Raw genomic sequence first — 21,060 nt, forward strand, 5'->3', positions numbered from 1 at the left:
TCAGTCCAATCCGCCCGGTCGCGTCCCGATGACGTCCTGCTCTGTGAGCGCCGCAATGGATGCGGCGTCGAGACCGAGTAGGTCGCCGAGGATGCTCGCGTTGTGCTGTCCCAACGTCGGTGCCGGTGACCGATACCACTTGTCAACGCTGCGGTACTTGAAGGGAAGTGCCGCCACGTGATGCTGTCCCACAACGGGATGGTCGAGACTTTCGAAGAAGCCGCGGGCAGCCAGTTGTGGGTGCATCGAACCGACCCTGGCATCTGCCAAATCCGCTGCGGGGACGCTGTATTCGATAAGCAATTCAGCAGCGGCCGAGGACTCTCGCCGGCCAGCCCATTGCTCGAGATGCTTGTCGATCACATCATGTGCCTCGACACGCCCTTCGTGGGTATCCAACGCGGGGTCGTCTGCCCAATCCGGGTTGCCCAGAGCCGACTTGAGTCGGCGCCATTGCTCGTCGTTCGCGACCGAAATGGCCAGCCATCGCTCAGTTCCCGCGCACTCATAGAGCCCTTGTGGTGCGGCGTCACGGCTGCGATTCCCCCGGCGCGATATCAGACTTCCGTAGGCGGTGAATTCGACGACCTGCTCGGCGGCCGCGTTGAGTGCGGCCTCCGCCATCGAGACCTCGATGAACGACCCGCGCTCGGTTTGATCCCGTTGCCGGAGGCCGGCGAGCATGGCGAATGCGGAGTGCATTCCCGCCAGGGGGTCACACGGGCCGCGGGGGATTCGCGGCTGGTCGTACTCATGGCCGGTCACCCACGCCATCCCGGTCATCTGTTCCATCGTCTGCGCGAAGCCCACGTTGTTGCGCCACGGTCCGTCGAGCCCGAATGCGGGCATTCGAACCATGACTATTCGAGGGTTGAGTTCACTGACGGTTTCCCACGTGATGCCGAAATTGTCGAATACGCGTGGCGAGAAGTTTTCAACCAAGATGTCGGAGCGCTCGACGAGTCGGAAGAAAAGCTCCCGCCCTCTCTCAGAGGACAGGTCGAGGGTGAGCCCGCGCTTGTTGGCGTTGGTCGCCAGGTACATCCCCGACCGCTCCCACCACTGAGACTGATTGGCGAACGCCGCGGCCGCCATCCGCGCGCCGTCAGGGTGGTCCTTCGATTCTAGGTGAACGACCTCAGCGCCCAGTGCGGCAAGAATGTGGGTCGAGGAGGGGCCCGCCCACCACGCTGTCGCGTCCAGGATTCGCACGCCGTCCAGCGGAAGGCTTGGGGCGCGGTCGGCGACGGCCGCAATCCTGCTGTGGGCGGGCACTTTTGTCATTTCGCCGAGCGGGGGAGCGCCGGCGGTTGGGGCGGGCCGTCGGCCATTGATCTGGTAGGGCGCCAACGGGTGGGTAAAGCTGCCGTCGGCATACGTGCCCCACACGCCCCGCGACGCGAACTGAGGGTGGTCCAACACGGTCTGGCCATTGTTGACGGGAGAGACGGGGATCCGCAGATCGGAGGCCAACGCGACGATCTCGTCTGTGGAATGTCTCGTCGTCCATTCCCGCACAATCCGATTCCACTCCTCCCGGCGTTCCCAGCGCGTCGTTGCGAGGGCCCACGCCGGGTCATCGTCGAGTAGTTCCAACCGGCCGATCATCGCGAGGAATGACTCGAATTGTTGACGGGTATTGGTGTTGAAGCCCACCCATCCGTCCGCGGTTGGTTCGATGGAAGGGATTTCAACCTGTCGCGCCGGCATGGTCAAAGGGGGACGACCGGCCAACTCGTGGTAGAGGTCGGCGAATCCGCTGGCGCTGAGGTGACACGTCTCCAGCAATGAGCAGTCAACGATTTCGCCTGCGCCGCCGAGTTGAACTGGCCGCAATGCGCCAAGCGCCGCGACGGCGGCGTAGCTGGCCATCACCCATTCGAATACTCGGCCACCGGCTTGAATGGGCGGTTGGTCTGGACGACCTCGCAACGCCAGGGTTCCGCTCTCGGCCTGGATCGTGAACTCCGTCGAGGGTCGGTCCCGGTACGGTCCGGTCAACCCGTAGGGAGACAACGCCACGATCACCAGGTGTGGCGCTCGCCGTAGGAGGGCCTCGCGGTCGAGTGCCCCGGGGCCGAGAGAATCGACGAACACATCCGCGGAAACGATCAGAGGCTCCAGGTCTGCCAGCGAAGTGCCAACGACCGAACGCTTGCCGGCGTTCAAGAATTTGAACAGCGCGTCAGCGTCGTGCCGTTCGCCAAACGTCCTGCGGCGGAACGGATCCCCGTCGGGAGCTTCTATCTTGATGACCTCCGCTCCGAGGTCGGCGAACAACTTGGTGCAGTACGGGCCGGAAATTTCCGTCGCCCACTCGACAACACGAACCCCACGCAGAGCGTTCATCGTCTTGCGGCTTTCCGCGTCAATGTCTTCGGAAGTGAGTTACCCGCGCCGATGAGTGCACACACGCCACTTCCTGTCCTCACCCTCGTGCCGATCGAGCAGGGTGTTCTGCATCCGCATGGTTGCGGCTTGGCTGGCAACGACGCTAGCGACGGGAAAGCTAACGTGTCAAGTGCGACTCGATAACCCTGGCCGCGGTTGAGTCCGTCGGAGCTTTTAGTCGGCCGCACGCACCTTCGGGGTCCGTTGCACTCTTCCGCGTCGCTTGGCGGGCGGCTTCGTAATTGACGTGCTTACACCCTTGGCGAGGATCTGCGAACCCAGTTCAATCTGCGCGCGGATGTCTGACTCGCCCGTTCCAAACCAGCGAGGTCCGAGGCTCGTTGTGAAAATGATGAAATTAGCCAGCAGCTCGGCGAACAGGTCGGCGTCGACGTCGGCCCTGATCTGCCCCTCAGCTTGGTAGTGGCGGACGCCTTCGGCAATGACGGCCGTACGGCGTGCGTGATTGGGTTGCAGCACCCGCAGGGAGAAGTCCGGATCTGATAACGCCCGCCCGGAAATGTCCCAGCCGGGAACACCGCTGTCCCGGTCATCGATTTTTAGTCTCGCAAAGAAAAGCTGCTCGATATAGTCCTCGAAGCGCGCAGGCAGGGCCGCCACGACTTGCTCTTCGGCCTCACTGACGAGGTCCGCGATCTGTCGAGAAACGACTTGCTCGAAGATGCCTCGCTTGTCCCCGAAGTAGTGGAACAGCATTGCCTCCGAGCAGTCGGCGCGACGGGCGATCTCCTTCGTCGCCGCGGCCGCGTATCCCGCTTCGGCAAAGACCTCAGCGGCCGCTTCAAGGAGGGCTCGTTGTTTGCCGTCCTTGTCGCGAACTCGCCGCCGCGCGCCTGTGGTCATCACACATACTTTAGCGAGCACCCGTCGACTGAGGGGAAGCCTGCACGCGCGCCGCCCCAGTCCACCTCAGACTTTCTCGGCCCCAGCCTATTAGTGCGCGCGCAAAGCGGCCTCGCGGATTGTAGTCGCCAGGGTAGTTATCGAGTGTCGCTTGACTCCCTGCAATCGACGATTTACTGTGTGCCAAAGACAATTTCGGCATACGCGAGGAATTCGAGGGCCGGCGGGGACGGCACAGGGACGGTGCCACGATTGCGGTGTGACGGAACTGTGGGCGGCCCGTCGTCCGGTGCTGTCTGCCCAAGCCGATCGCCGGCGTTGCGCCGATCTCGGCGCGCCGGTGCGGAAAGGACTGTCCATCGTGAGCAGATCGCCGGAGGAACACGCCCGCAACCTGGATCTTCGTCACGAGGACTTCAACGACCCGGAGTTGCTGTACCAGGTCTACGAAGTGATGCGCGAGAGCGCGCCGTTCACCCATCAGGATTCTCCGTTCGTGGGTCCGACGCCCGGGGGCGCGTGGGTTGCCACCCGCTACGACGACTGTTACGAAATCGCACGGAACTGGGAAAGCTTCTCCAGCAAGCCGCTGACGATGGAAGGCTCGCTGATGTGGTTCGGCGACATCGTGATCACCATCGATCCACCGCGCCAGCAGCAGATGCGCAAGTTTTTGAACCCGTACTTTTCGCCGGGCCGGATGAAACAGCTCGAGCCCCAGGTGCGCGCCGTCACTGATGAATTGATCGACACATTCATCGAGTCGGGCCGCGGAGACCTCGCCGACGTCGCGTGGCAGCAGCCCGGCATCGTGTTTTTCCGGTACCTGCTCGGTATGCCGGTAGAGGACGTCCCGTTCTACCTCGAGACAACCGACGTCGCGGTCAATGGTGAGACCGAAGACGTCCGCAACGAGGCGATGACGAACCTGTACATGCGGGTGCGCGACGAAATCGACAGGCGTCGTGGCGAACCGCCGCGCGACGACCTCATCGACGTTCTGCTTGCCGTCGAAATCGATGGTGAGAAATTGAGATTCGACGACGTGGTCGCCAATGTCATGCTGCTGGTGCAAGCGGGACTGGAGACAACCTCGAGTGCGATGTCATTCGCCTTCTTCCACCTGGGCACCAACACCTCCGAGCGCGACCGCTTGATCAGCGAGCCAGAGCTGATGCCCACCGCGATCGAGGAATTCATCCGCTACGCCGGGTCGATCCACGGACTCAATCGCTCTGTCACCGAAGAGGTCGAACTCAGCGGACACCAGTTCTGTCCCGGGCAGACGGTTGTGGTGAACTATGCCGCCGCCAACCGCGACGCGCGCGAGTTCGACCAACCGAACAAGTGCATCCTGGACCGCCAGGCAAACCGTCACCTCGGGTTCGGAGCCGGCGTGCATCGTTGTCTTGGCTCCAATCTCGCCCGTCTCGAATTTCGGGTGGGCGTCGAACAAGTCCTCAAGCGCCTGCCCGACTTCACAATCCCGTCCGAGACGCACGTCGACTTCCACGGCGCCTCGGTCACCCGCGGCTACCGCGCCCTCCCCGTCGTCTTCACCCCGGGTGCCCGAGTGGACCCATGAGCGAGGGCACGCTGATTCTTCGAGTATCGCGACATCGGAAAAGAGAGAAGGTCGAGCATGCTGGCTTGGATCTGGGAGATCGCGCGTTACATTTTCGCCTGGGGCGGCGTCGTTTTGATCATCTGGTTCTGGTATTGGATCTTCGCCAACATCGGAACTTTCTGACCGGCCCGGGCGGGTCAGAAGCCGGAGCCAGGCCTCGTGGATGAGACCTCCTGCGGACACGCAACAGCTCTGGAACGGAGCTGTTCGTTGACGGCAGTGGCGATATCTGCCCCCGGATCAAGAAGCCGAGGTCATCATTGCCGATTAGGCGTCGCTGCCGGCGTCGCATCGCGGCTGGTCTCCTGCGCCACCGCCATCAGGACAGCCGACGAGGCTTTTCATTTCGAACCACCCTCGACCCGCGTCCTTGTCACCGCAGCGCAGTTGATCGCCGCCGGGGCCGGCGAACTGGAAGCGGCTGAATCGTGTTTGCTCGCACCGCTGTCGATCGACGGTGCGATATCTGACGGGCTGCGCGAGATCACGCTCGCCAGCTTGGCCCCATCACGGACGTCCGGCACCCACTGAAGGAGGAGTATCGATGGTTGATCAGAGGGAACGTCAGCGCAAAAAGGCGTTGATCATCTTTCAGCTCGTGATCTACGGATACCTGGCGTTGATGTTCGGGATCCAGCTCTACATGTCCTTCGCACGTGGGTGGTGGGACCTGTGAATCTGCCTCTTTCCGACCGGCTTTCACGCCCAAAGTCATCTGGCGCGCCGGCATCAGGGCCGGGCTCGCGCGAATTCGGCAGCCTTACCGAGCACGACGAACAGTCACGTCTTGCGCAACGCCGTGCCGACAAATGGATGATCATCGGCGCCGGCCTCATGGGGTGTTGGGCACCCGGCATTTTCGGTTTTCCCATTTTCATGCGCGGCATCTGGCTGCAGCGCCAAGCCGCCCGCGAGGGCTTGTCGATGCGGCCGATGATCGTGACGCTGATCGGCTATCTGGTGATGATCGACGGGATGCTGAACACCCTGGGCTGGGGTCTGGACTGGATCGCCAATCACACCCTGATCAACCGGGTGTTGACCGCCGGCTGGGGTTACCTTTTCGACGGCGGCTACTACTGGCACTACAACGAGCTCTGGCTGGGTGGTGCCGGGGGGCCCGGTGAGAAGTCCATGGTATTCGGTTTCATCTTGACCGTCTTCGCGATGCGCGTGTCCGCGGCGATCGGCTTCCTGCAGATGAAGCGGTGGGGCCACCAATGGATGATCATCACCTGCTGGATGGGTGTGGTGATCTGGGTGACCTACGTCTTCAACATGACGCTCTACGCCGATGTCCGTTACGCGGGAACCATTTTCCCGGTGGTGGGGTGGTGGATCTTCGACATCTTCTACATCACCCCGTTCCTGGCCATCCCGTACCTGCACACCGTCAATCGCGAAATTTTCTCCGACTAGAAGGGCCCAGGGATGAACACCTCATCGTCTACAGAAGCCACGGATTCCGCGGAAGATCTTCCCCCCGGGACCACGCCCTACTACGCGCGGATGCACAAGTGGATCAAACGTGCCGTTGTGGTGTGCCTGATCGCCTTGGTCATCGAAGGTGCTTTCACGCTGCCGTTCATGGCGGTCTACTACGGTTACCCGACGTTGAGTCTCACCGAGATCTGCAGTGAGCTCCTCAAGGTCCGGTACTCCGACGACACCCTGGAGTGCAAAGTCCCGTACCCGATGTTCGGCCCCCCGGAGGGCGCGCAGCCCAAACACACCGCGCAGGACGTGTGGGGCATACAGCCGGTACCGAAGTACAAACGCATCGGCTTCCGTGAACTCGTCCGAATCCACCAAGAGCGGGAAGCGCGCAAAGCGGCCCAAACACACACAGCCCCGCCGCCATGAGGCCGAGGGCTCCGAGAAGACGGCCCGTCGGGGGGGTGACCTCGGGAGATTGAGCGGCCGGAGTTCGCCGGTCGCCGACTGCAGGTACTCGGTCACCCCGGTCTGCAGAGTGCCTGTGCCGCAACGGAAAGGATCGACCTGTGACGCAACCGCGGGGGGGACGGGCTGCCGGTAAGCGGGTGTTGATCACCGGTGCCGCCCGGGGGCTGGGGCGGAGCCACGCCTTGCGGCTCGCGCAAGAGGGAGCCGACCTCATCCTCGTGGACATCTGCCGGTCGCTGCCACAGCTGGACTATGAGTTGGCGACCGAAGACGAACTCGCAGAAACGGTGGCTCTGGTGGCCGAGTACGGCGGTCGCTGTGTCAGCCGGGTCGTCGACGTCCGCGACGAGGCTGCATTGCAGCGAGCCGTCGACGACGGTGTCGACGAACTAGGCGGCCTCGAGGGTGCGGTGGCCAATGCCGGTGTCCTCACCGTTGCTTCGTGGGACAAGACGACAGCACAGCAGTGGCGCACCGTGGTGGACGTGAATCTCATCGGCACATGGAATACCTGCGCTGCCGCGATTCCGCACCTGATAGCTCGTGGCGGCGGCAGTCTAGTGAACATCAGCTCGGCCGGTGCGCTGAAAGGTTATCCGCTGCAGCTTCCCTATACGGCCGCCAAACAGGGTGTGGTCGGTCTGACTCAAGCACTGGCCAACGAGCTCGCCGCGCAGAGCATCAGGGTCAACTCCGTTCATCCCACCGGTGTCCCGACCGGCATGATTCCCACTGCGTTGGGTGATCTACTCGGGGGCGAGCGCGCGGATCTGGTTCCGAGCTTCATCAACGCTATGCCGACTCCGTGCATCGACACCGTCGACGTCAGCAACGCGGTGCTTTTCCTCATCTCCGATGAGTCGCGTTTCGTCACCGGCTTGCAGTTCAAGGTCGATGCGGGAGTCACGATCAAGTGACGGCGCAGCGGCCGGCCGGCTGTCGCTGATCAGACGCCGGCTACTCGGTTGCTGTGCCTCGTGCAAGGCCGGTCAACGCAGCCAATCACATTCGGTCAGCTCAGCCGAGAGCTCCCACAGCCGTCGCGCGGTGCGCGGATCCCTGGTCTTTTTGCGCGACCTGGTGACCCGTGGTTTGCCGAACTGCAGAAGCGTGGGTGCGAGATAGGTGCCTGGCGCGAGATCCTGCGTCGCGGCGATGACGCTGGACCGCGCTGCGGTATGTGCGCTCTGCGGAAAGTCCTTCAGCCACCACTGATTCGACGACCATCGCAGAAATCCCCGGTCGTAACGGACGATGTCGGTGTCGGCACCCCCGGGGTCGACGGCAACGGCGGGCATTCCGCGTCGTGCCATCTCGCTGGTGAACAGCATCACCGCGAGCTTGGACTCGCCGTACGCTGACCACTTCGAATAACGCCGGGTTTGCCAGTTCAGGTCCTCGAGGTGCAATCGGCTGAACATGTGACTCAGGCTGGTCACCGAGACCACCCGGGTGGTGATCCGGTTGCTGAGAAGACATGTCAGCGCGTAGTGCCCCAGGTAGTTGATGCCCATGTGCATCTCGAAGCCGTCGGCCGTTCGGCGCAGCGGCAGACCGAGGACTCCGGCGTTGTTCACCAAAACATCGACCTCGTCAACAGATTCGGCGAATTTGCGCACACTCGTCAGATCCCCGAGGTCAAGTCGAGCAACCGCAACGTCGCCGCCGATAGCGGCTGCTACCCGCTCAGACTTCTCCATGTCGCGGGCAGCGATCACGATCTGGTGCCCTTGGGCGGCAAGCGCGGTCGCTGTCTCTTTTCCCAACCCACTGTTGCCGCCGGTAACGATTATCCGCACAATCCGGGGATCCTCATGCGATCAATCGACCTTATTGTGGCGTGGTCTGCGCCACGTCACCGTGATGCGGCGAGCCCTGCGTTCACGGTGTCGTGATCGTGACACCTGAGAGGTCCCCGGCGTCGCGCCAATCCTGGAGAAGCTTCTCGAACGCGTAATAGCCCAGGCCGTACAACTCACCGGTATAGGAGCGTGGCCGTAGTTCACCCGTCCCATCGGCGATCTCCTGACCGTCATTGTTGAAATAGCCCGGTGTGCATTCGCGTATGAAGTCGGTGGTGTCGACAGCGACACTGCGGACATGGTCCACGTATGCGTCCTGAGCGTCCGATGTGGCCTCGACCGTCGCGGCATTGCGCTGCGATGCCTGCTCGATGATCCAGGCGATGTGGCGGGCCTGATTGTTGAACGTCTCCGTCGTCGAGGCATTGAAACCGCCCTGGAAGAAGCCCATGTAGAACGAGTTCGGGAATCCGTGTGTCATCACGCCGTGCAGCGTCCGAAACTCGTGCGCCCAGTTGTCGTAGAGCGATCGGCCGCCGCGCCCGGAGATCTTGTCAATTCCCCACCTCCGCTGTAGGTCGCTCGTCACTTCGAATCCGCTGGCGAAGATCATGCAGTCGATCTCGTATTCGGTGTTCTCGTGAATGAAGCCGCGCCTGGTTATGCGCTCGACACCTTGTGTGGGTGAGACGTCGAGAAGCGTGACGTTAGACCTGTTGAACGTGGGGTAGTAATCGTCGCTTGACGCCGGCCGCTTGCACATGTGGCGGTACCACGGCTTCAGGATCGCCGCTGTCTTGGGATCTTTCACCGTTTCGTCGACGCGCGCCCGCAGTCGCTCCATCACGCGATAGTCCATGACTTCACGTACCGCGAGGAACTCCTCCGGTGATTGCGGCCATCCGGTCTGCTCGAACTGCGCTGAGAGATTGCGGTTGATCTCGGTCCATATGTCGCAGATCCGGTCTGGCTCACCAGGCAACAGACCGTCGAGCGCAGCCCGGTGGAAATTCATTTGGCGTTCCCGTTGCCAGCCGGGTTGCAGGCCGGCGATCCAGTCCGGATCAGTCGGGGTGTTGTGACGCTCGTCGACAGTGGAAGCGGTGCGCTGGAGGACGAACAGCTGTTGTGCGTATCGCCCCAGAAACGGAATCGCTTGGATTGCCGAGGCGCCGGTACCGACGATTGCCACCCGCTTGTCGCCCAGCTTGTCTAGAACCGGCTTTTCTTGACTGCCGCCGGTGTAGCCGTAATCCCAACGGGCGGTGTGAAACATCTGGCCCTCGAAGTCGTCGAGACCCGGCACACGCGGCACCTTGGGCGTGTTGATCGGCCCCATGGCAACGATCACGAACCGGGCCCGTAGGTCGTCACCCCGATCGGTTCCGATGCGCCATCGGCAGATGGACTCATCCCAGCTCAACGCAGTGACGCAGGTATGGAACAAGGCACCGTCGTACAGATCGAAACGTTTGGCGACACTCTGGCAATACGTTCTGATCTCGAGGCCTTCGGCGAATTTCTTCGACGGGACGAAATCCATCTCTTCCAGCAGCGGAAGATAGCAGTAGGAGTCGTTGTCACACGACAGGCCGGGATAGCGGTTCCAGTACCAGACCCCGCCGAAATCACCAGCCTGTTCGATGATCCGACAGTCTTCGACGCCCGCCTTGCGCAGATGGTAGCCGGCCAAGACACCGGCCCAACCACCGCCGAGGATTGCCACATCCATCTCGTCGTTGAGCGCCGGGCGTGACACCCGCGGCAGGTGTGGATCGCTGTAGTCGAGTCCGGCGCTCGTTTCCGATGCCGGGGCATACTGGGCCTGCCCTTCGGGCCGGAGCCGGCGGTCGCGCTCCCACCGGTACCGCTGGCGGAGGGTGGGGATGTCCACATCTTCTGGGTCGGGCAGAGTTGTCGGTTCACACGTCATCGGCGTGGCTCCTCTGTCGGTCGGACGATGAACACCAAGGGGAGGCTTTCCATCGCCAGCAGCGCGGCGTTGGGAAGGTATCTGATGTCCTCGACCGGCACGGCCAGGCGTAGGTCGGGGAGTCTCAGCGCGGTCTGTCGCGCCGCGACCAGCAGCTGCATTCGTGCCAATGCGATTCCCAGACACAAATGAGTGCCGGCCCCGAAGGTCATGCTTTTCCTGAGGTTGATGCGGCTGGTGTCGAATTGCCGCGGGCATTGGAAGACGGATTCGTCGTCGTTGGCCGAGGCGAACAAGATGAGCAGATGTGCGCCCTGCGGTAACTCGACGTCACCGAGGTGCACTGGGGCCGTGGTGACCCGCGACAGGGCACGTACCGGAGGTTCGAGTCGCAACAGCTCCTCGATGAGTTTGCTCATCCGCGCGTCGTCGTGGCCGGCCGCGTAGAACTGCTCGCCGATCTCCGCGTTGGTCGCGACCTGGAAGAGGATGTTGGTGAAGGCTGTCGACATCGAGTCGTGGGTGTTGATCAGCAATGCGCGCGCAGTGGCGACCAGCTCTTCAAAACTCAACGGTTCCTCGTCGGAAGCGGGTGCCGTGATGATGTCGGAGAGCATGTCATCTTCCGGCTCGTCGATGCGCCGGCGAACCAGATCGATGAGATAGCGCTGCATCTCGGCAAGGTCATGCGCCGCGGCGATCATGTCTTCTCGAGTGTTCTGCAGACTGAATTGGGACAAATAGGCACTGCCCCAACGCTTGATGGTGGCCATGTCGAGGTCATCGACCTGCAGTTGCTGCTGGCTGAAAGCGATCGCCATAGGCAGCGCGAGATCGTGCAACCCGTCGACGCGTCCACGGTCGACGAAGCCGTCGATCAAGCCGTTGACGAGAGCCTCGAATTGCGGTTGAAGGGAATTCATCCGCTTCCTGCTGAACGCCTGTGACAACAGCCGGCGCACCCGGGTGTGCTTGGGCGGATCAATGTTGGCGACGTCGGGAAAGAACCCACCGCCCTCGCGCTCTAATACTTCTTTGATCGCGTCGAGGTGGCCGCTCGCCATGTGCTTGTAGTAGCCGAGCTCCTGGGAGAACACCACAGGGTCGCGAAGTACCGTCATCAGGTCTTCGTGACGCGACACCAGATACATGCCTAGGTCTTCTTCGAAGTGGACCGGGTCACTGTTGCGCAGCGCGCGATAGTAGTCGAACGGCTTCTCCTGCACGGCAGGGTCGATGAAGGACACCTTCTCTAGAAGGTCCGAATATCCGCCGCCGGCGGGGCAATTCGTTGCGCCTTCGGAATGTTCAGTCGTCACGGGTGTGCCTTCTTTCGATCACTTGTTGGCAGCTGCGCTCGCCGACATGCGAGCCGTCTGGTTCTGGCTGTCCCAGGTGTGCGGGCCGATTCCGCGTTGCCGCAGATCGGCCTTGATCACGCGCAACGTCGCTTGGGTCTTGGGCAATTCGTCGATGAACTCGATGTAGCGAGGCACCATGAAACGCGTCATCCGGCTCGCGAGGTCCGCTGCCAGCTCGGGCGCGGTGATCGACGCACCCGGACGGCGCACCGCAAATAGAAGAACCTCGTCTTCCACCGAGCCCGCCGGGACGGCGACCGCGGCGCACTCGACGATCTCCGGATTCTGCAGCACGTCTGCTTCGACTTCGAACGACGAGATGTTCTCTCCTCGTCGCCGGATGACGTCCTTGAGCCGATCAACGAACGTGTACTCGCCGTCGGCGTTACGGACGAGCGCATCTCCGGTGTGGAACCAGCCGTTGCGCCACGCTGACACGGTTGCGCTGTCGTTGTTCAGGTATCCGGCGTTCATCACCCATGGCTCTCGCGCCCTGATCGCGCATTCTCCGGGGGTACCGTCGGGGACCTCGTAATCGTCGGCGTCCACCAGCCGGACTTCGAAGCCCGGGTAGCCCTGCCGGAGCCGGCCCACGGTGTGCTCGTTGGCGGGGTTCCACCCCGAACGAATCGCCACGCCCCCTTCGGTGCTGTTGTACACGGTGCAGATGCGCACGCCGAATCTCTCGCTGAACTGTCGATAACTGTTGCCCAGCGGAGCCATGAACAAGTTGGTCAACGTGGTCGCGCCGCCCGGGCTGTTGGGATCGCGCAGCAACACGTCGGCCATCGAACCGACGAGCATGCCTGTGGTGACACCGAATCCGCGTATGTCGCTCCAGAAACTGCTGAGGGCGAATCGTGGTCGGATGACGACCTGGCCACCGACCATAGCCGCGTTGTAGGGGATGGATTTGGAGCCGAAATGGGCGTGTGACGTCGTGCAGTAGAAGACGTCGTCTGACGTGAGGTCTTCGAGCGGGAAGGTCCCGGAATTGATCGAGTGGAGCTGACCCCAGGGCAGACGTACGGCCTTGGAGGGCCCGGTGGTCCCCGACGTGTAGGTGATACAGGCAATGTCATGGAACCGGGGCTCACTCATCACCCCGCGCGCCTCGGCGACGTCGGTATCGATATCGCTCGGCCGGGTCGGGGCGGGCAGCGCGGTCACCGGGATGGACGCCTCGTCATGGTCGCCGATGACGAGAACCCTTTTTACATTCTGTAATTCAGCTGCGACGGAGTCGAGTACGCTGAGGTGGCGCGCGGCGACAACGAGCAGCGTTGGTGCGCAGTTGTTGATGGCGTAGGCGAGCATACGGCCACGAAATTCCGGGTTGGTGGCCGCGTCGACCGCGCCGATGCTCGCCAGGCCCAGCCACACGGCCACCGAGTCCAGGCCGGCGTCGAGGACGGTGACCACGACATCCCCGCGGCTGACCCCCAGTGCGAGGAAGCGCGCCGACCACAGGGTCATCGACTCCTGCAGTTCGGCCCACGTTGCCGCCTTGCCGTCGACCGTTCGGATGAAATGCCGACGCGGATCCGTCACGGCCATCCGATTGACGATGGCCGGCAACGTTTCCTGTGTCGGCAAGGTCACGCGTACTTCCAAAAGGCCCGCATCATCGAGATCTTGCCGGCGTCGTTGAAAGTGAAGTGGTCGATCAGCGGACCCACGTGCTGCAAGGCGCCGTTGCGGGTGACAACACCCTGCAAGATGGCGATCGCCTCGTTGCCGCAGATGACGACGTCACGCTCGAGCCACAACTTCATCGGAGACAAGTCAGATACCATGCCCCAGAATGTGGTTCGTAAGCTCTCGATTCCGCTGTAGGTGTCGACTCCGACCGGGTCTTCGAGAACGGTGTCATCGGCCCACAACGCCAGCCAGCCCTCTTTGTCGTGATTGCTCAGCGTTTCACAGTGGCTGGTGATTGCTGCCCCAATCGCTTCAGCATCGGGCATGGGTATTCCCTCTCTCGAGATTCATTCAGTGTCGGGACATGGTCAGACTTTGCTCACTTCGTCGCTCCAGCCCGAGTCGCGCTCCTGCACAGCAGCTTTGACGCCCTTTTCGTGGATGATGCGAAGGTGGTGCTCTTTGGCGACGGCTGCTTCTGCGTCGGGTACGTAGGGGTCTCGGCCCACGTCGACCATCGCCGACAGCCCGGCCGCCTCGTAGAGGCGGTGTGTACCGCGCTTGTTGGCCACGAGGTCGCCGGTTTCCATTCGCGCGATCTGCTCGGCGAAGCGCATCGCGACGGCTTCCTCCTCGCCCAGCGGGACCACCCGGTTCACGTAGAACAGTTGGCGCGCGGTCTGCGCGTCCAGCCATCCCCCCGTCATCCACAACTGCTTCATCACCCGGATGGGGAAGTGGAACGGCATCAGTGCATAGGGGCCGTACGGAGCGCCGACCCCCACCCGAGACTCTTCCCAACTGAAGCGCGAGTTTTCGGCGGCGATGACCACGTCCGCGGCGAGCAGGAATGTGTTCGCGTGGGGCCCGACAAAGCCCTTGGTGGCCACGACGAGGCCCTTGGTGAACCGCCACGGAGGTAGCAAGTCGCCGGTGTGGACCCAGTACTTGTCCTCGATCGTCGCGGGTTCCTGTCCGCCAACGGTTTCGCTGGCGACTTGTTGGATGTCGTGTCCCGACGAGAAATTAGGTCCTTCTGCGGACAACAACACGCATTTGACCGCGTCGATACGGTTACAGTCGGCGAGAACGAAGTAGAACTCCTTCTCCATTCCACTGTTGATGGCGTTCATCTTCGTAGGCCGGTTCAGACGTACCGTGACGATGCTGCCGTGCCGCCGTACAACCAGGAACTCCATTCGTGGCCAATCGGTTTCAGACACCGTCATCCCTCCGTCCCGCAACGTGTTCAGCCACGGGGAAGACCGAGAACATGTTGCGCGATGATGTTGCGTTGAATTTCCGACGTTCCGCCCGCGATAGTGGCCGCGACACCCCGGGTATAACGCTCGAAACCGCTCGCGAAATACTCGTCATTGTTCATGTGCTGGTAGCGGCCGGTTAGGGGATGAAGCAGACCTTCGATCCCGGATGTCGACAGCACAACATCGGCGGCGCGACACTCGGCTTCAGAGCCCAGAAGTTTGAGTAACGAGACCGACGATGTGTCGGTTTCGCCCCGCGCGGCCCGGGCCAAAGCGGCTGATCCCAATGCACGCAGGGCGTGATAATCGATGATCATCGACGCGTACTGGTCCTGGCCGACCGGTGACTGAGGTTGACAATCGGCGATCAGGTTGTCGAGCCGATCGGCGAACAGCAACCACATCATGGTCCGCTCGTGGCCGAGCGAACCATTAGCCACTCGCCAACCCTGATTCAGCTCGCCGACAAGGTTTTTGGCCGGAACACGGACGTCGGTGAAGAAAACTTCGTTGAAGTCGAGATTGTCCGCGCTGGCGATGTCGCCGAAGGGCCGGCAAACCACGCCCTCGCTCTCGGTCGGAATCACCAGCGCTGAAATGCCCTTGTGCTTGGGTGCATCGGGGTCGGTACGCACGAAGGTCAGCAGGAAGTCGGCATCATGCGCCCCCGACGTCCACACCTTCTGGCCGGTGACGATGAAATCGTCGCCGTCGCGGACAGCGCGCGTCCGCAGGGAGGCAAGGTCAGAGCCGGCGTTGGGCTCGCTCATCCCCAGCGAGGCTGTCTTCTCGCCCCGCAGCACCGGGATGGCCCACTGCTGTTTCTGTTCCGGCGTACCGAACGAGATCAACGATGTCGCAACGATGTTGACGCCTTGCGGATTGAAGCTGTGGAAAATTCTGCGTCGGCACAGTTCGTCGAGATGGACGAATTGCTGTAGGACGGTGGCGTTGCGCCCGCCGAATTCGGGTGGCTGGGCGGGCAGCAGCCAACCCTGATCGAACAACAGGCGCTGCCAGTCCCTGGCCCATTGCGGCATGTGCGACACCGAGCGAGGCCGCTCCCGTGTGAGGGCTTCCGATGGGGTGTGCTCGTCGAGAAACGCGGCGAATTCGGCCCGAAAGGCTTCGACGTCGTCGTCAAATGTCAGCTGCACCATACTCCTTCGCGACGAATGTGCGGTGCTCTTCGGCGCTGCCGAGCAACAGCTCGCCTGCTCGCGCGCGCTTGATGGCGAACTGCAGATCGTTTTCCCAGGTCAAGCCCATCGCGCCAAAGCACTGCATTCCGTGACGGACAACCCGCGACTGGGCTTCGCCCGCAGCGGCTTTCGCCATGCGGGCAAGCAGGCGGCGGCGGGGATCGTGGCCGGCAATGGTGAGCGCCGAGAAGTAGGCCAACGCGCGGGCTCGCTCGACCGCTACGTACATGTCGACGGCCTTATGCTGCAGCGCCTGGAAAGACCCGATCACAACCCCGAACTGCTCGCGCTGTTTGAGGTGATCCAGGGTGAGGTCGAGGATGCGTTGGCAAGCTCCGACAGTGGTGATCGCCATGGCGGTAAGCGCGACTTGAAGCGCCCGTTCGCGGTCACCAACGACACGGTCATCCTCAGCGACGCGCACGCCGTCGAACCATAGGTCGGCGACATGCAGAACGGGATCGAACGTCGCCAGCCGGCGAGCAACCACCTGGCTGGCGTCGACGATGAACACCCCAGATGCGGTGGTAACCGCGAGCCGATCTACGCGATCACCGTCGAGGACGAACCGGGCCACGCCGTCGAGTAGCCACCCGTCACGCGCACGCCGTGTTGTGACTCCGTCCCAGACGGCCGTGCCGGAGCCCGCCGCGTCATACCGATCACCCACCAACGGAGCGAACTGCGTGAGGGACGCCAAGAAGGGCGTCGGATCGGTCACGCGACCCAATTCTTCTAAGACGAGGATGAGTTCGATCAAATTGTCCGGATCGCTCAGTTCAGTCCAACCCTGATCCCGGTACCACAGCCAGAGGTCATCCGCGTTCGCGCGTCCTTCTGCGATCTGTCGAACCAGCGCCGGCGGACACTGTTTGTCTACCGCCTCCCGAACCGTATTGCGCCAAAAGCGCTGGTCGTCGTCGAGTTCAAGAAGCACGCACGCTCCGTCTCCGTTGAAGGGTTGCGACGAGAATACTATTCTCCTTAAATGAAAGTCAATGTTGGCGATGGTTGACAATCACTATAATCAGATAGCAACATTCAGCATTGGCGGAGCACGTCGATGGTGGTTACCCCGGCCTTCGAGCATCGCCCACGTCGGCGATCGCACCGCGGTCGGTCACGAAAGTCGCGCGAGCACCCGGCGCCCGACTGGGCGGCTCCGCCGGACATCGCGGCGGCCGCTACCACCGAACAGGAGAAGCATCATGGCAAGGCAGCCGAGTTCGGCAGCAGACGAAGAGTCGCGCGTCGAGCTGGACGTGTCCGACGTCGACCACCGGGTCGGCAAGCCCATCGGTGGTGGACAGTTATGGGATCCGTGCAGTTCGTCGGATATTCGCCGCTGGGTCATGGCAATGGACTATCCGAACCCCTTGCATTGGGATGAGCAGTTCGCTCGCGACTCGGCTTTCGGCGGCCTCATCGCTCCGCAGTCCATTGCGGTCGCGCTCGATTATGGGCACGGCGCGGCACCTGCCTGTGTCGGTCACATCCCGAACAGCCACTTGATCTTCGGCGGCGAGGAATGGTGGTTCTACGGCTGTCCGGTGCGCCCGGGCGATCAGCTTTTCCAGCAGCGGCGTTTTCACGACTACAAAGTGGTGGAGACGAAATTCGCTGGACCGACGATGTTTTCGCGAGGGGACACCGTTCACAAGAACCAGCATGGGGTCTTGGTGGCGCGCGAACGGTCCACCGCAATTCGCTACCTCTACGAAGAGGCGACCAAGCGTGGAATGTTCGAAAGCCAGCTCGGGGAGATCAAGCGGTGGACGCAGTTGGAACTCGAGGAGATCGACCGAGTGCGCCGGGATTGGCTGGAATCCAATCGGGCCGGCGTTTCCCCACACTTCGATGAGGTCAAGGTGGGCGATACGTTGCCGCGCCGGGTCATCGGGCCGCACAGCATCGCCACTTTCACCACCGAATACCGTGCGTTCGTCTTCAACACGTGGGGCTCGTTCTATTGGGTCACGCCCGAAGGTGTCGACGACCCATGGGTGTATCAGGATCCGGGCTTCGGGAAAGACTTCGCATTCGACGAGGAAGACGCGTTCATCGATCCGCGCAAGCGAGACGGCCTGTACCTCGGTCCGTCACGAGGCCACATCGATGCCGATCGCGCGAGCGAAGTGGGTATGGCCCGCGCCTACGGCTACGGCGCGACGATGGGGGCATGGTGCACCGACTACCTCGCCTACTGGGCAGGCCACAACGGAATGGTGCACCACAGCAAAGCCGATTTTCGCGGCCCTGCCTTCGAAGGCGACGTGACGTACTTCGAGGGTGAGGTCATCGACAAGCAGTCCGAGTCGGCGTGGGGCATGCCTCTAGTTCAGGTGAAGGTGCACCTGAAGAACCAAAACGGCGAGGAACTCGTCAAGTGCACGGCCGAGATCGAATTGCCGTTCTGAGCGACTCCGGCATTTGATGACGACCAACATTGCACCGGCGCCGTCGATCTCAGCAGGTCCGCCGTTGAGCGAGGAGCCGGGGCTCGGGGCACTCACACTGCCCGGCTTCCTTCGCGAAGTCACATCGATGTACGGCGATCGTGAAGCCCTGGTATTCCACTCGGCGGACGGGGCTACCCGTTGGACGTACGACGAGCTGTGGGAGCGGGCCGTGCAAGTGGCGGCCGCCCTGCGAGCCAGTGGTGTCGGCAAAGACACCCGGGTGGGTCTGCTGATGACCAACCGTCCCGAGTGGTTGGCGGCGTTCTTCGGCATCTCGATGGCCGGCGGCGTTGCTGTGGCGCTGAGCACCTTTTCCACACCTGCCGAGCTCGAGTATCTGCTCACCGCATCGAATGTTGCGCTGTTGCTCTTCGAACGGCAGGTGCTGAAGACGGATTTCCTGGCGGTGTTGTCCGATCTCGTACCCGAACTGGGTCAAAGAACCTCCGCGCCATTGCAATCCGAGAAATTTCCGTTCCTTCGCGAGCTCGTGCTGGTTGGCCAGCCAGGCCCCGGTGCCGATGACTGGGCCACCTTCTTGGCCAGCGGCGCTCGACAGCCGCGTCAACTGGTCTTGGCAACGGCGGAGGCGGTGAACCTCAGCGATGCAGGAGCGTTGTTCTTCTCGTCGGGTTCGACGAGCAAGCCCAAGGGCATCCTCAATGCGCATCGCGGCATCACCATTCAGATGTGGCGTTTCCGAAGAGTGTGCGGCTTCGAACCGGGCGACAACATTCGATGCTGGTCGGCCAACGGATTTTTTTGGTCGGGCAATTTCGTCATGTCGCTAGGCGCGACGCTCGCTGCCGGCGGGTGCCTGGTGTTGCAACCGACGTTCGTCGCCGCCGAAGCGCTTGAGTTGATGGCATCCGAGCGGGTGAATTATCCATTCGCGTGGCCGCACCAGTGGGCCCAGATTGAGGCTGCGCCCAACTGGCACTCCGTCGATCTCAGCAGCATGAGATTTGCCGACGTTAAGACGCCGGTCGCACGTCACCCAACGGTTTCCCACGAATGGCATCTGCCGGACCACGCCTACGGCAACACTGAAACGTTCACGATAACAACTATTTTCGACGTCAACGCATCGCCAGAGCAGCATATCGACAGTTGGGGGGTCGCCCTTCCGGGCGTGACGTTGAAGGTCGTCGATCCCGTGACCGGCGACGTTGTCCCACGAGGTACGAGCGGCGAAATCTGTGTCAAGGGGCCGACCCTCATGCTCGGCTATATCGGGACGCCGCTTGATGAGACGCTCGACTCCGAAGGTTTCTTTCACACGGGTGACGGGGGGCACCTTGATGAGGCCGGGCGGCTGTTCTGGACGGGCCGGCTCACCGAGATCATCAAGACCGGCGGCGCGAATGTCTCACCGCTGGAAGTCGACGAGATCCTGGCCCGGCACCCGGCCGTCAAGGTGGCCAAAACCGTTGGTGTCGGGCACGAGACGCTCGGCGAAGTCGTCGTGGCCTGCGTTGTGGCACATCAGGACTCGAGTATTGAGGCCGAGGAGATACGAACATTTCTCCGTGAGCACCTCGCAAGTTACAAGGTGCCGCGTCACGTACTGTTCTTCCACGATGACGACATCTCGCTGACCGGCAGTGACAAGGTGAGAGTCGGCAAGCTACGTGAACTGGCCGCGGCGAAACTTCAGTCGCAACAGCGATCAGCCCCCGTCGGAAGTTGACGTCTCACCCCGATGCGATCAGCTCCCGGGCAGCTAGCCTTCGTCTGACGTCGCGGTCAAGGTGCGACCGCCTTTCGGCACCACGACCAGACGACGTCTTCCGTCAAGCCCGTTTCCCCGATACCGCCATGCAACGCGTTGTACTGCCCCAGGGAAGTCATCGTCGAACCCAGCAACGACGTCAACTGCTTTACCGTAAGATCTTGGCGGATCAAGCCGGACCGCGAACACGTGGTCAGGATCTGCGTCAGCAACTGACGATGGGGTTCCCACACTTTGGCGAACGCCTCAGGGTTCTCCAACTCCAGACTTAGGTTGTATATCAGCACCAAACGGCCGCCCACCTCCTGCGACGCTCCCGGCCGCGAAAGAACGGCGCGGCACCACGCCTCGAGTTGCGCCATGGGTCCGTCGGCAGCCTGCACCTGAACTCGTATCGCTTCGGTGTACTGCGCGGTCAGGTCTTCGTACAAGGCCAGCAGGAGTTCGTCCTTGCCGGCGAAATGTTGATAGAAGGTGCGAAGACTGAGATTGGCTCGATCGGCGAGAGCCTGGAGTGTGAAGTTGGCTTGGCCCGATTCCTGGACCAATTCCAACGCGGTCGCCATGAATTGCGTGCTGCGTTTCACCGCCAACGCGCGAGCTTCGCCGAGCCGACGCTCGATAGCTCGTTCCTGCCAGCCCTTTGCGGCATCTTTGGCCGCAGGCGTCTCTGCGGGCGGTTCGCCTGAAGTCACGGTTGTTCCCCTCTCCAAGAAAACGCCATAGGGCCACCATATTGGCACCGGCTCCGCGGTTACGACGGGACGCCACCGCGTCAGCCCGCCGCACACGGCCTGCCCGTCGGCCGAGTGAGAATCGCCCTCTCATTATCGGAAGCGTTACTGTCCCATTTTAGGATTGCGAATGTGCAGGAACCA

General features: G+C 62.2%; 18 protein-coding genes and 1 pseudogene. 8 read left to right on the forward strand and 11 right to left on the reverse strand.

Annotated elements, in window-relative coordinates:
* A complete protein-coding gene (locus A5758_RS04285) occupies positions 1–2,349 on the reverse strand; it encodes a CaiB/BaiF CoA-transferase family protein (protein ID WP_067736925.1) in 2,349 nt (782 codons plus the stop codon).
* Positions 2,350–2,565: 216 nt separating this feature from the next.
* Positions 2,566–3,255 carry a TetR/AcrR family transcriptional regulator gene (locus tag A5758_RS04290; protein ID WP_067206739.1) on the reverse strand — a complete coding sequence of 230 codons (690 nt, stop codon included), beginning with the start codon at positions 3,253–3,255 and terminating at the stop codon, positions 2,566–2,568.
* Between the two features lie 361 nt (positions 3,256–3,616).
* Between A5758_RS04290 and A5758_RS04295 the strand changes: the two genes are divergently transcribed.
* The 6 genes and pseudogenes from A5758_RS04295 to A5758_RS04315 all read left to right on the forward strand — a co-directional run bounded on the left by A5758_RS04295 (position 3,617) and on the right by A5758_RS04315 (position 7,704).
* Positions 3,617–4,840: a cytochrome P450 gene (locus tag A5758_RS04295; protein WP_067737065.1), complete on the forward strand. Its 1,224-nt coding sequence runs from the start codon at positions 3,617–3,619 to the stop codon at positions 4,838–4,840.
* 268 nt (positions 4,841–5,108) lie between these two features.
* Positions 5,109–5,413 (forward strand): annotated as a pseudogene (locus A5758_RS04300) (CbbQ/NirQ/NorQ C-terminal domain-containing protein); the annotation flags it as partial.
* A gap of 13 nt (positions 5,414–5,426) precedes the next feature.
* Entirely contained in the window at positions 5,427–5,558 is a 132-nt protein-coding gene (locus A5758_RS26375) for a hypothetical protein (RefSeq protein ID WP_255360824.1), read from the forward strand.
* Positions 5,555–6,301 carry a hypothetical protein gene (locus tag A5758_RS04305; RefSeq protein ID WP_067736929.1) on the forward strand — a complete coding sequence of 249 codons (747 nt, stop codon included), beginning with the start codon at positions 5,555–5,557 and terminating at the stop codon, positions 6,299–6,301. The genes A5758_RS26375 and A5758_RS04305 overlap by 4 nt, the downstream gene beginning before the upstream one ends.
* A gap of 12 nt (positions 6,302–6,313) precedes the next feature.
* On the forward strand, positions 6,314–6,745 hold the full coding sequence (locus A5758_RS04310) for a hypothetical protein (protein WP_067206735.1): 432 nt from the start codon (positions 6,314–6,316) through the stop codon (positions 6,743–6,745).
* Between the two features lie 140 nt (positions 6,746–6,885).
* Positions 6,886–7,704 (forward strand): mycofactocin-coupled SDR family oxidoreductase, encoded by an 819-nt coding sequence (locus tag A5758_RS04315; protein WP_067736934.1) that lies wholly within the window; start codon positions 6,886–6,888, stop codon positions 7,702–7,704.
* Positions 7,705–7,776: 72 nt separating this feature from the next.
* Here the strand turns inward: A5758_RS04315 and A5758_RS04320 are convergent, their stop codons facing one another.
* From A5758_RS04320 to A5758_RS04355, 8 genes are all read right to left on the reverse strand, one after another.
* Positions 7,777–8,586 carry an SDR family NAD(P)-dependent oxidoreductase gene (locus tag A5758_RS04320; protein WP_067736939.1) on the reverse strand — a complete coding sequence of 270 codons (810 nt, stop codon included), beginning with the start codon at positions 8,584–8,586 and terminating at the stop codon, positions 7,777–7,779.
* A gap of 82 nt (positions 8,587–8,668) precedes the next feature.
* Complete coding sequence (locus tag A5758_RS04325; protein ID WP_067736943.1) at positions 8,669–10,522, reverse strand: NAD(P)/FAD-dependent oxidoreductase; 1,854 nt, start codon at positions 10,520–10,522, stop codon at positions 8,669–8,671.
* On the reverse strand, positions 10,519–11,841 hold the full coding sequence (locus tag A5758_RS04330; protein WP_067736946.1) for a cytochrome P450: 1,323 nt from the start codon (positions 11,839–11,841) through the stop codon (positions 10,519–10,521). Before A5758_RS04330 ends, A5758_RS04325 begins: the two co-directional genes overlap by 4 nt.
* Before the next feature lie 18 nt (positions 11,842–11,859).
* Positions 11,860–13,485, reverse strand: a complete 1,626-nt coding sequence (locus A5758_RS04335) for an AMP-binding protein (RefSeq protein ID WP_067736950.1) — start codon at positions 13,483–13,485, stop codon at positions 11,860–11,862.
* The gene (locus A5758_RS04340) at positions 13,482–13,850 is read right to left on the reverse strand and encodes a nuclear transport factor 2 family protein (RefSeq protein ID WP_067736954.1); all 369 of its coding nucleotides are present in this window, start codon (positions 13,848–13,850) and stop codon (positions 13,482–13,484) included. The genes A5758_RS04335 and A5758_RS04340 overlap by 4 nt, the downstream gene beginning before the upstream one ends.
* Before the next feature lie 42 nt (positions 13,851–13,892).
* Entirely contained in the window at positions 13,893–14,747 is an 855-nt protein-coding gene (locus A5758_RS04345) for an enoyl-CoA hydratase/isomerase family protein (protein WP_197503749.1), read from the reverse strand.
* Between the two features lie 26 nt (positions 14,748–14,773).
* Positions 14,774–15,946 carry an acyl-CoA dehydrogenase family protein gene (locus A5758_RS04350; protein WP_067737068.1) on the reverse strand — a complete coding sequence of 391 codons (1,173 nt, stop codon included), beginning with the start codon at positions 15,944–15,946 and terminating at the stop codon, positions 14,774–14,776.
* Positions 15,930–16,928 (reverse strand): acyl-CoA dehydrogenase family protein, encoded by a 999-nt coding sequence (locus tag A5758_RS04355; protein ID WP_067736962.1) that lies wholly within the window; start codon positions 16,926–16,928, stop codon positions 15,930–15,932. The genes A5758_RS04350 and A5758_RS04355 overlap by 17 nt, the downstream gene beginning before the upstream one ends.
* Before the next feature lie 61 nt (positions 16,929–16,989).
* Here A5758_RS04355 and A5758_RS04360 point away from each other — a divergent pair, with 61 nt between their 5' ends.
* Together A5758_RS04360 and A5758_RS04365 are read left to right on the forward strand one after the other, a co-directional pair.
* Positions 16,990–18,408, forward strand: a complete 1,419-nt coding sequence (locus A5758_RS04360) for a MaoC family dehydratase N-terminal domain-containing protein (RefSeq protein ID WP_231987223.1) — start codon at positions 16,990–16,992, stop codon at positions 18,406–18,408.
* Between the two features lie 16 nt (positions 18,409–18,424).
* Entirely contained in the window at positions 18,425–20,140 is a 1,716-nt protein-coding gene (locus A5758_RS04365; RefSeq protein ID WP_067736969.1) for a class I adenylate-forming enzyme family protein, read from the forward strand.
* A gap of 56 nt (positions 20,141–20,196) precedes the next feature.
* Here the strand turns inward: A5758_RS04365 and A5758_RS04370 are convergent, their stop codons facing one another.
* Positions 20,197–20,877, reverse strand: coding sequence for a TetR/AcrR family transcriptional regulator (locus tag A5758_RS04370; RefSeq protein ID WP_231987224.1), 681 nt, complete (start codon positions 20,875–20,877; stop codon positions 20,197–20,199).
* Positions 20,878–21,060 lie beyond the last annotated feature (183 nt).

The sequence above is a fragment of the Mycobacterium sp. 852014-50255_SCH5639931 genome, assembly GCF_001665605.1.
GTDB lineage: Bacteria > Actinomycetota > Actinomycetes > Mycobacteriales > Mycobacteriaceae > Mycobacterium > Mycobacterium paraffinicum.

Coding starts and splice junctions, on each gene's coding strand:
- A5758_RS04285 (WP_067736925.1), bottom strand. CDS start 2,349: ATGAACGCTCTGCGTGGGGTTCGTGTTGTCGAGTGGGCGACGGAAATT.
- A5758_RS04290 (WP_067206739.1), bottom strand. CDS start 3,255: ATGACCACAGGCGCGCGGCGGCGAGTTCGCGACAAGGACGGCAAACAA.
- A5758_RS26375 (WP_255360824.1), top strand. CDS start 5,427: ATGGTTGATCAGAGGGAACGTCAGCGCAAAAAGGCGTTGATCATCTTT.
- A5758_RS04310 (WP_067206735.1), top strand. CDS start 6,314: ATGAACACCTCATCGTCTACAGAAGCCACGGATTCCGCGGAAGATCTT.
- A5758_RS04325 (WP_067736943.1), bottom strand. CDS start 10,522: ATGACGTGTGAACCGACAACTCTGCCCGACCCAGAAGATGTGGACATC.
- A5758_RS04340 (WP_067736954.1), bottom strand. CDS start 13,850: ATGCCCGATGCTGAAGCGATTGGGGCAGCAATCACCAGCCACTGTGAA.
- A5758_RS04360 (WP_231987223.1), top strand. CDS start 16,990: ATGTTGGCGATGGTTGACAATCACTATAATCAGATAGCAACATTCAGC.
- A5758_RS04365 (WP_067736969.1), top strand. CDS start 18,425: ATGACGACCAACATTGCACCGGCGCCGTCGATCTCAGCAGGTCCGCCG.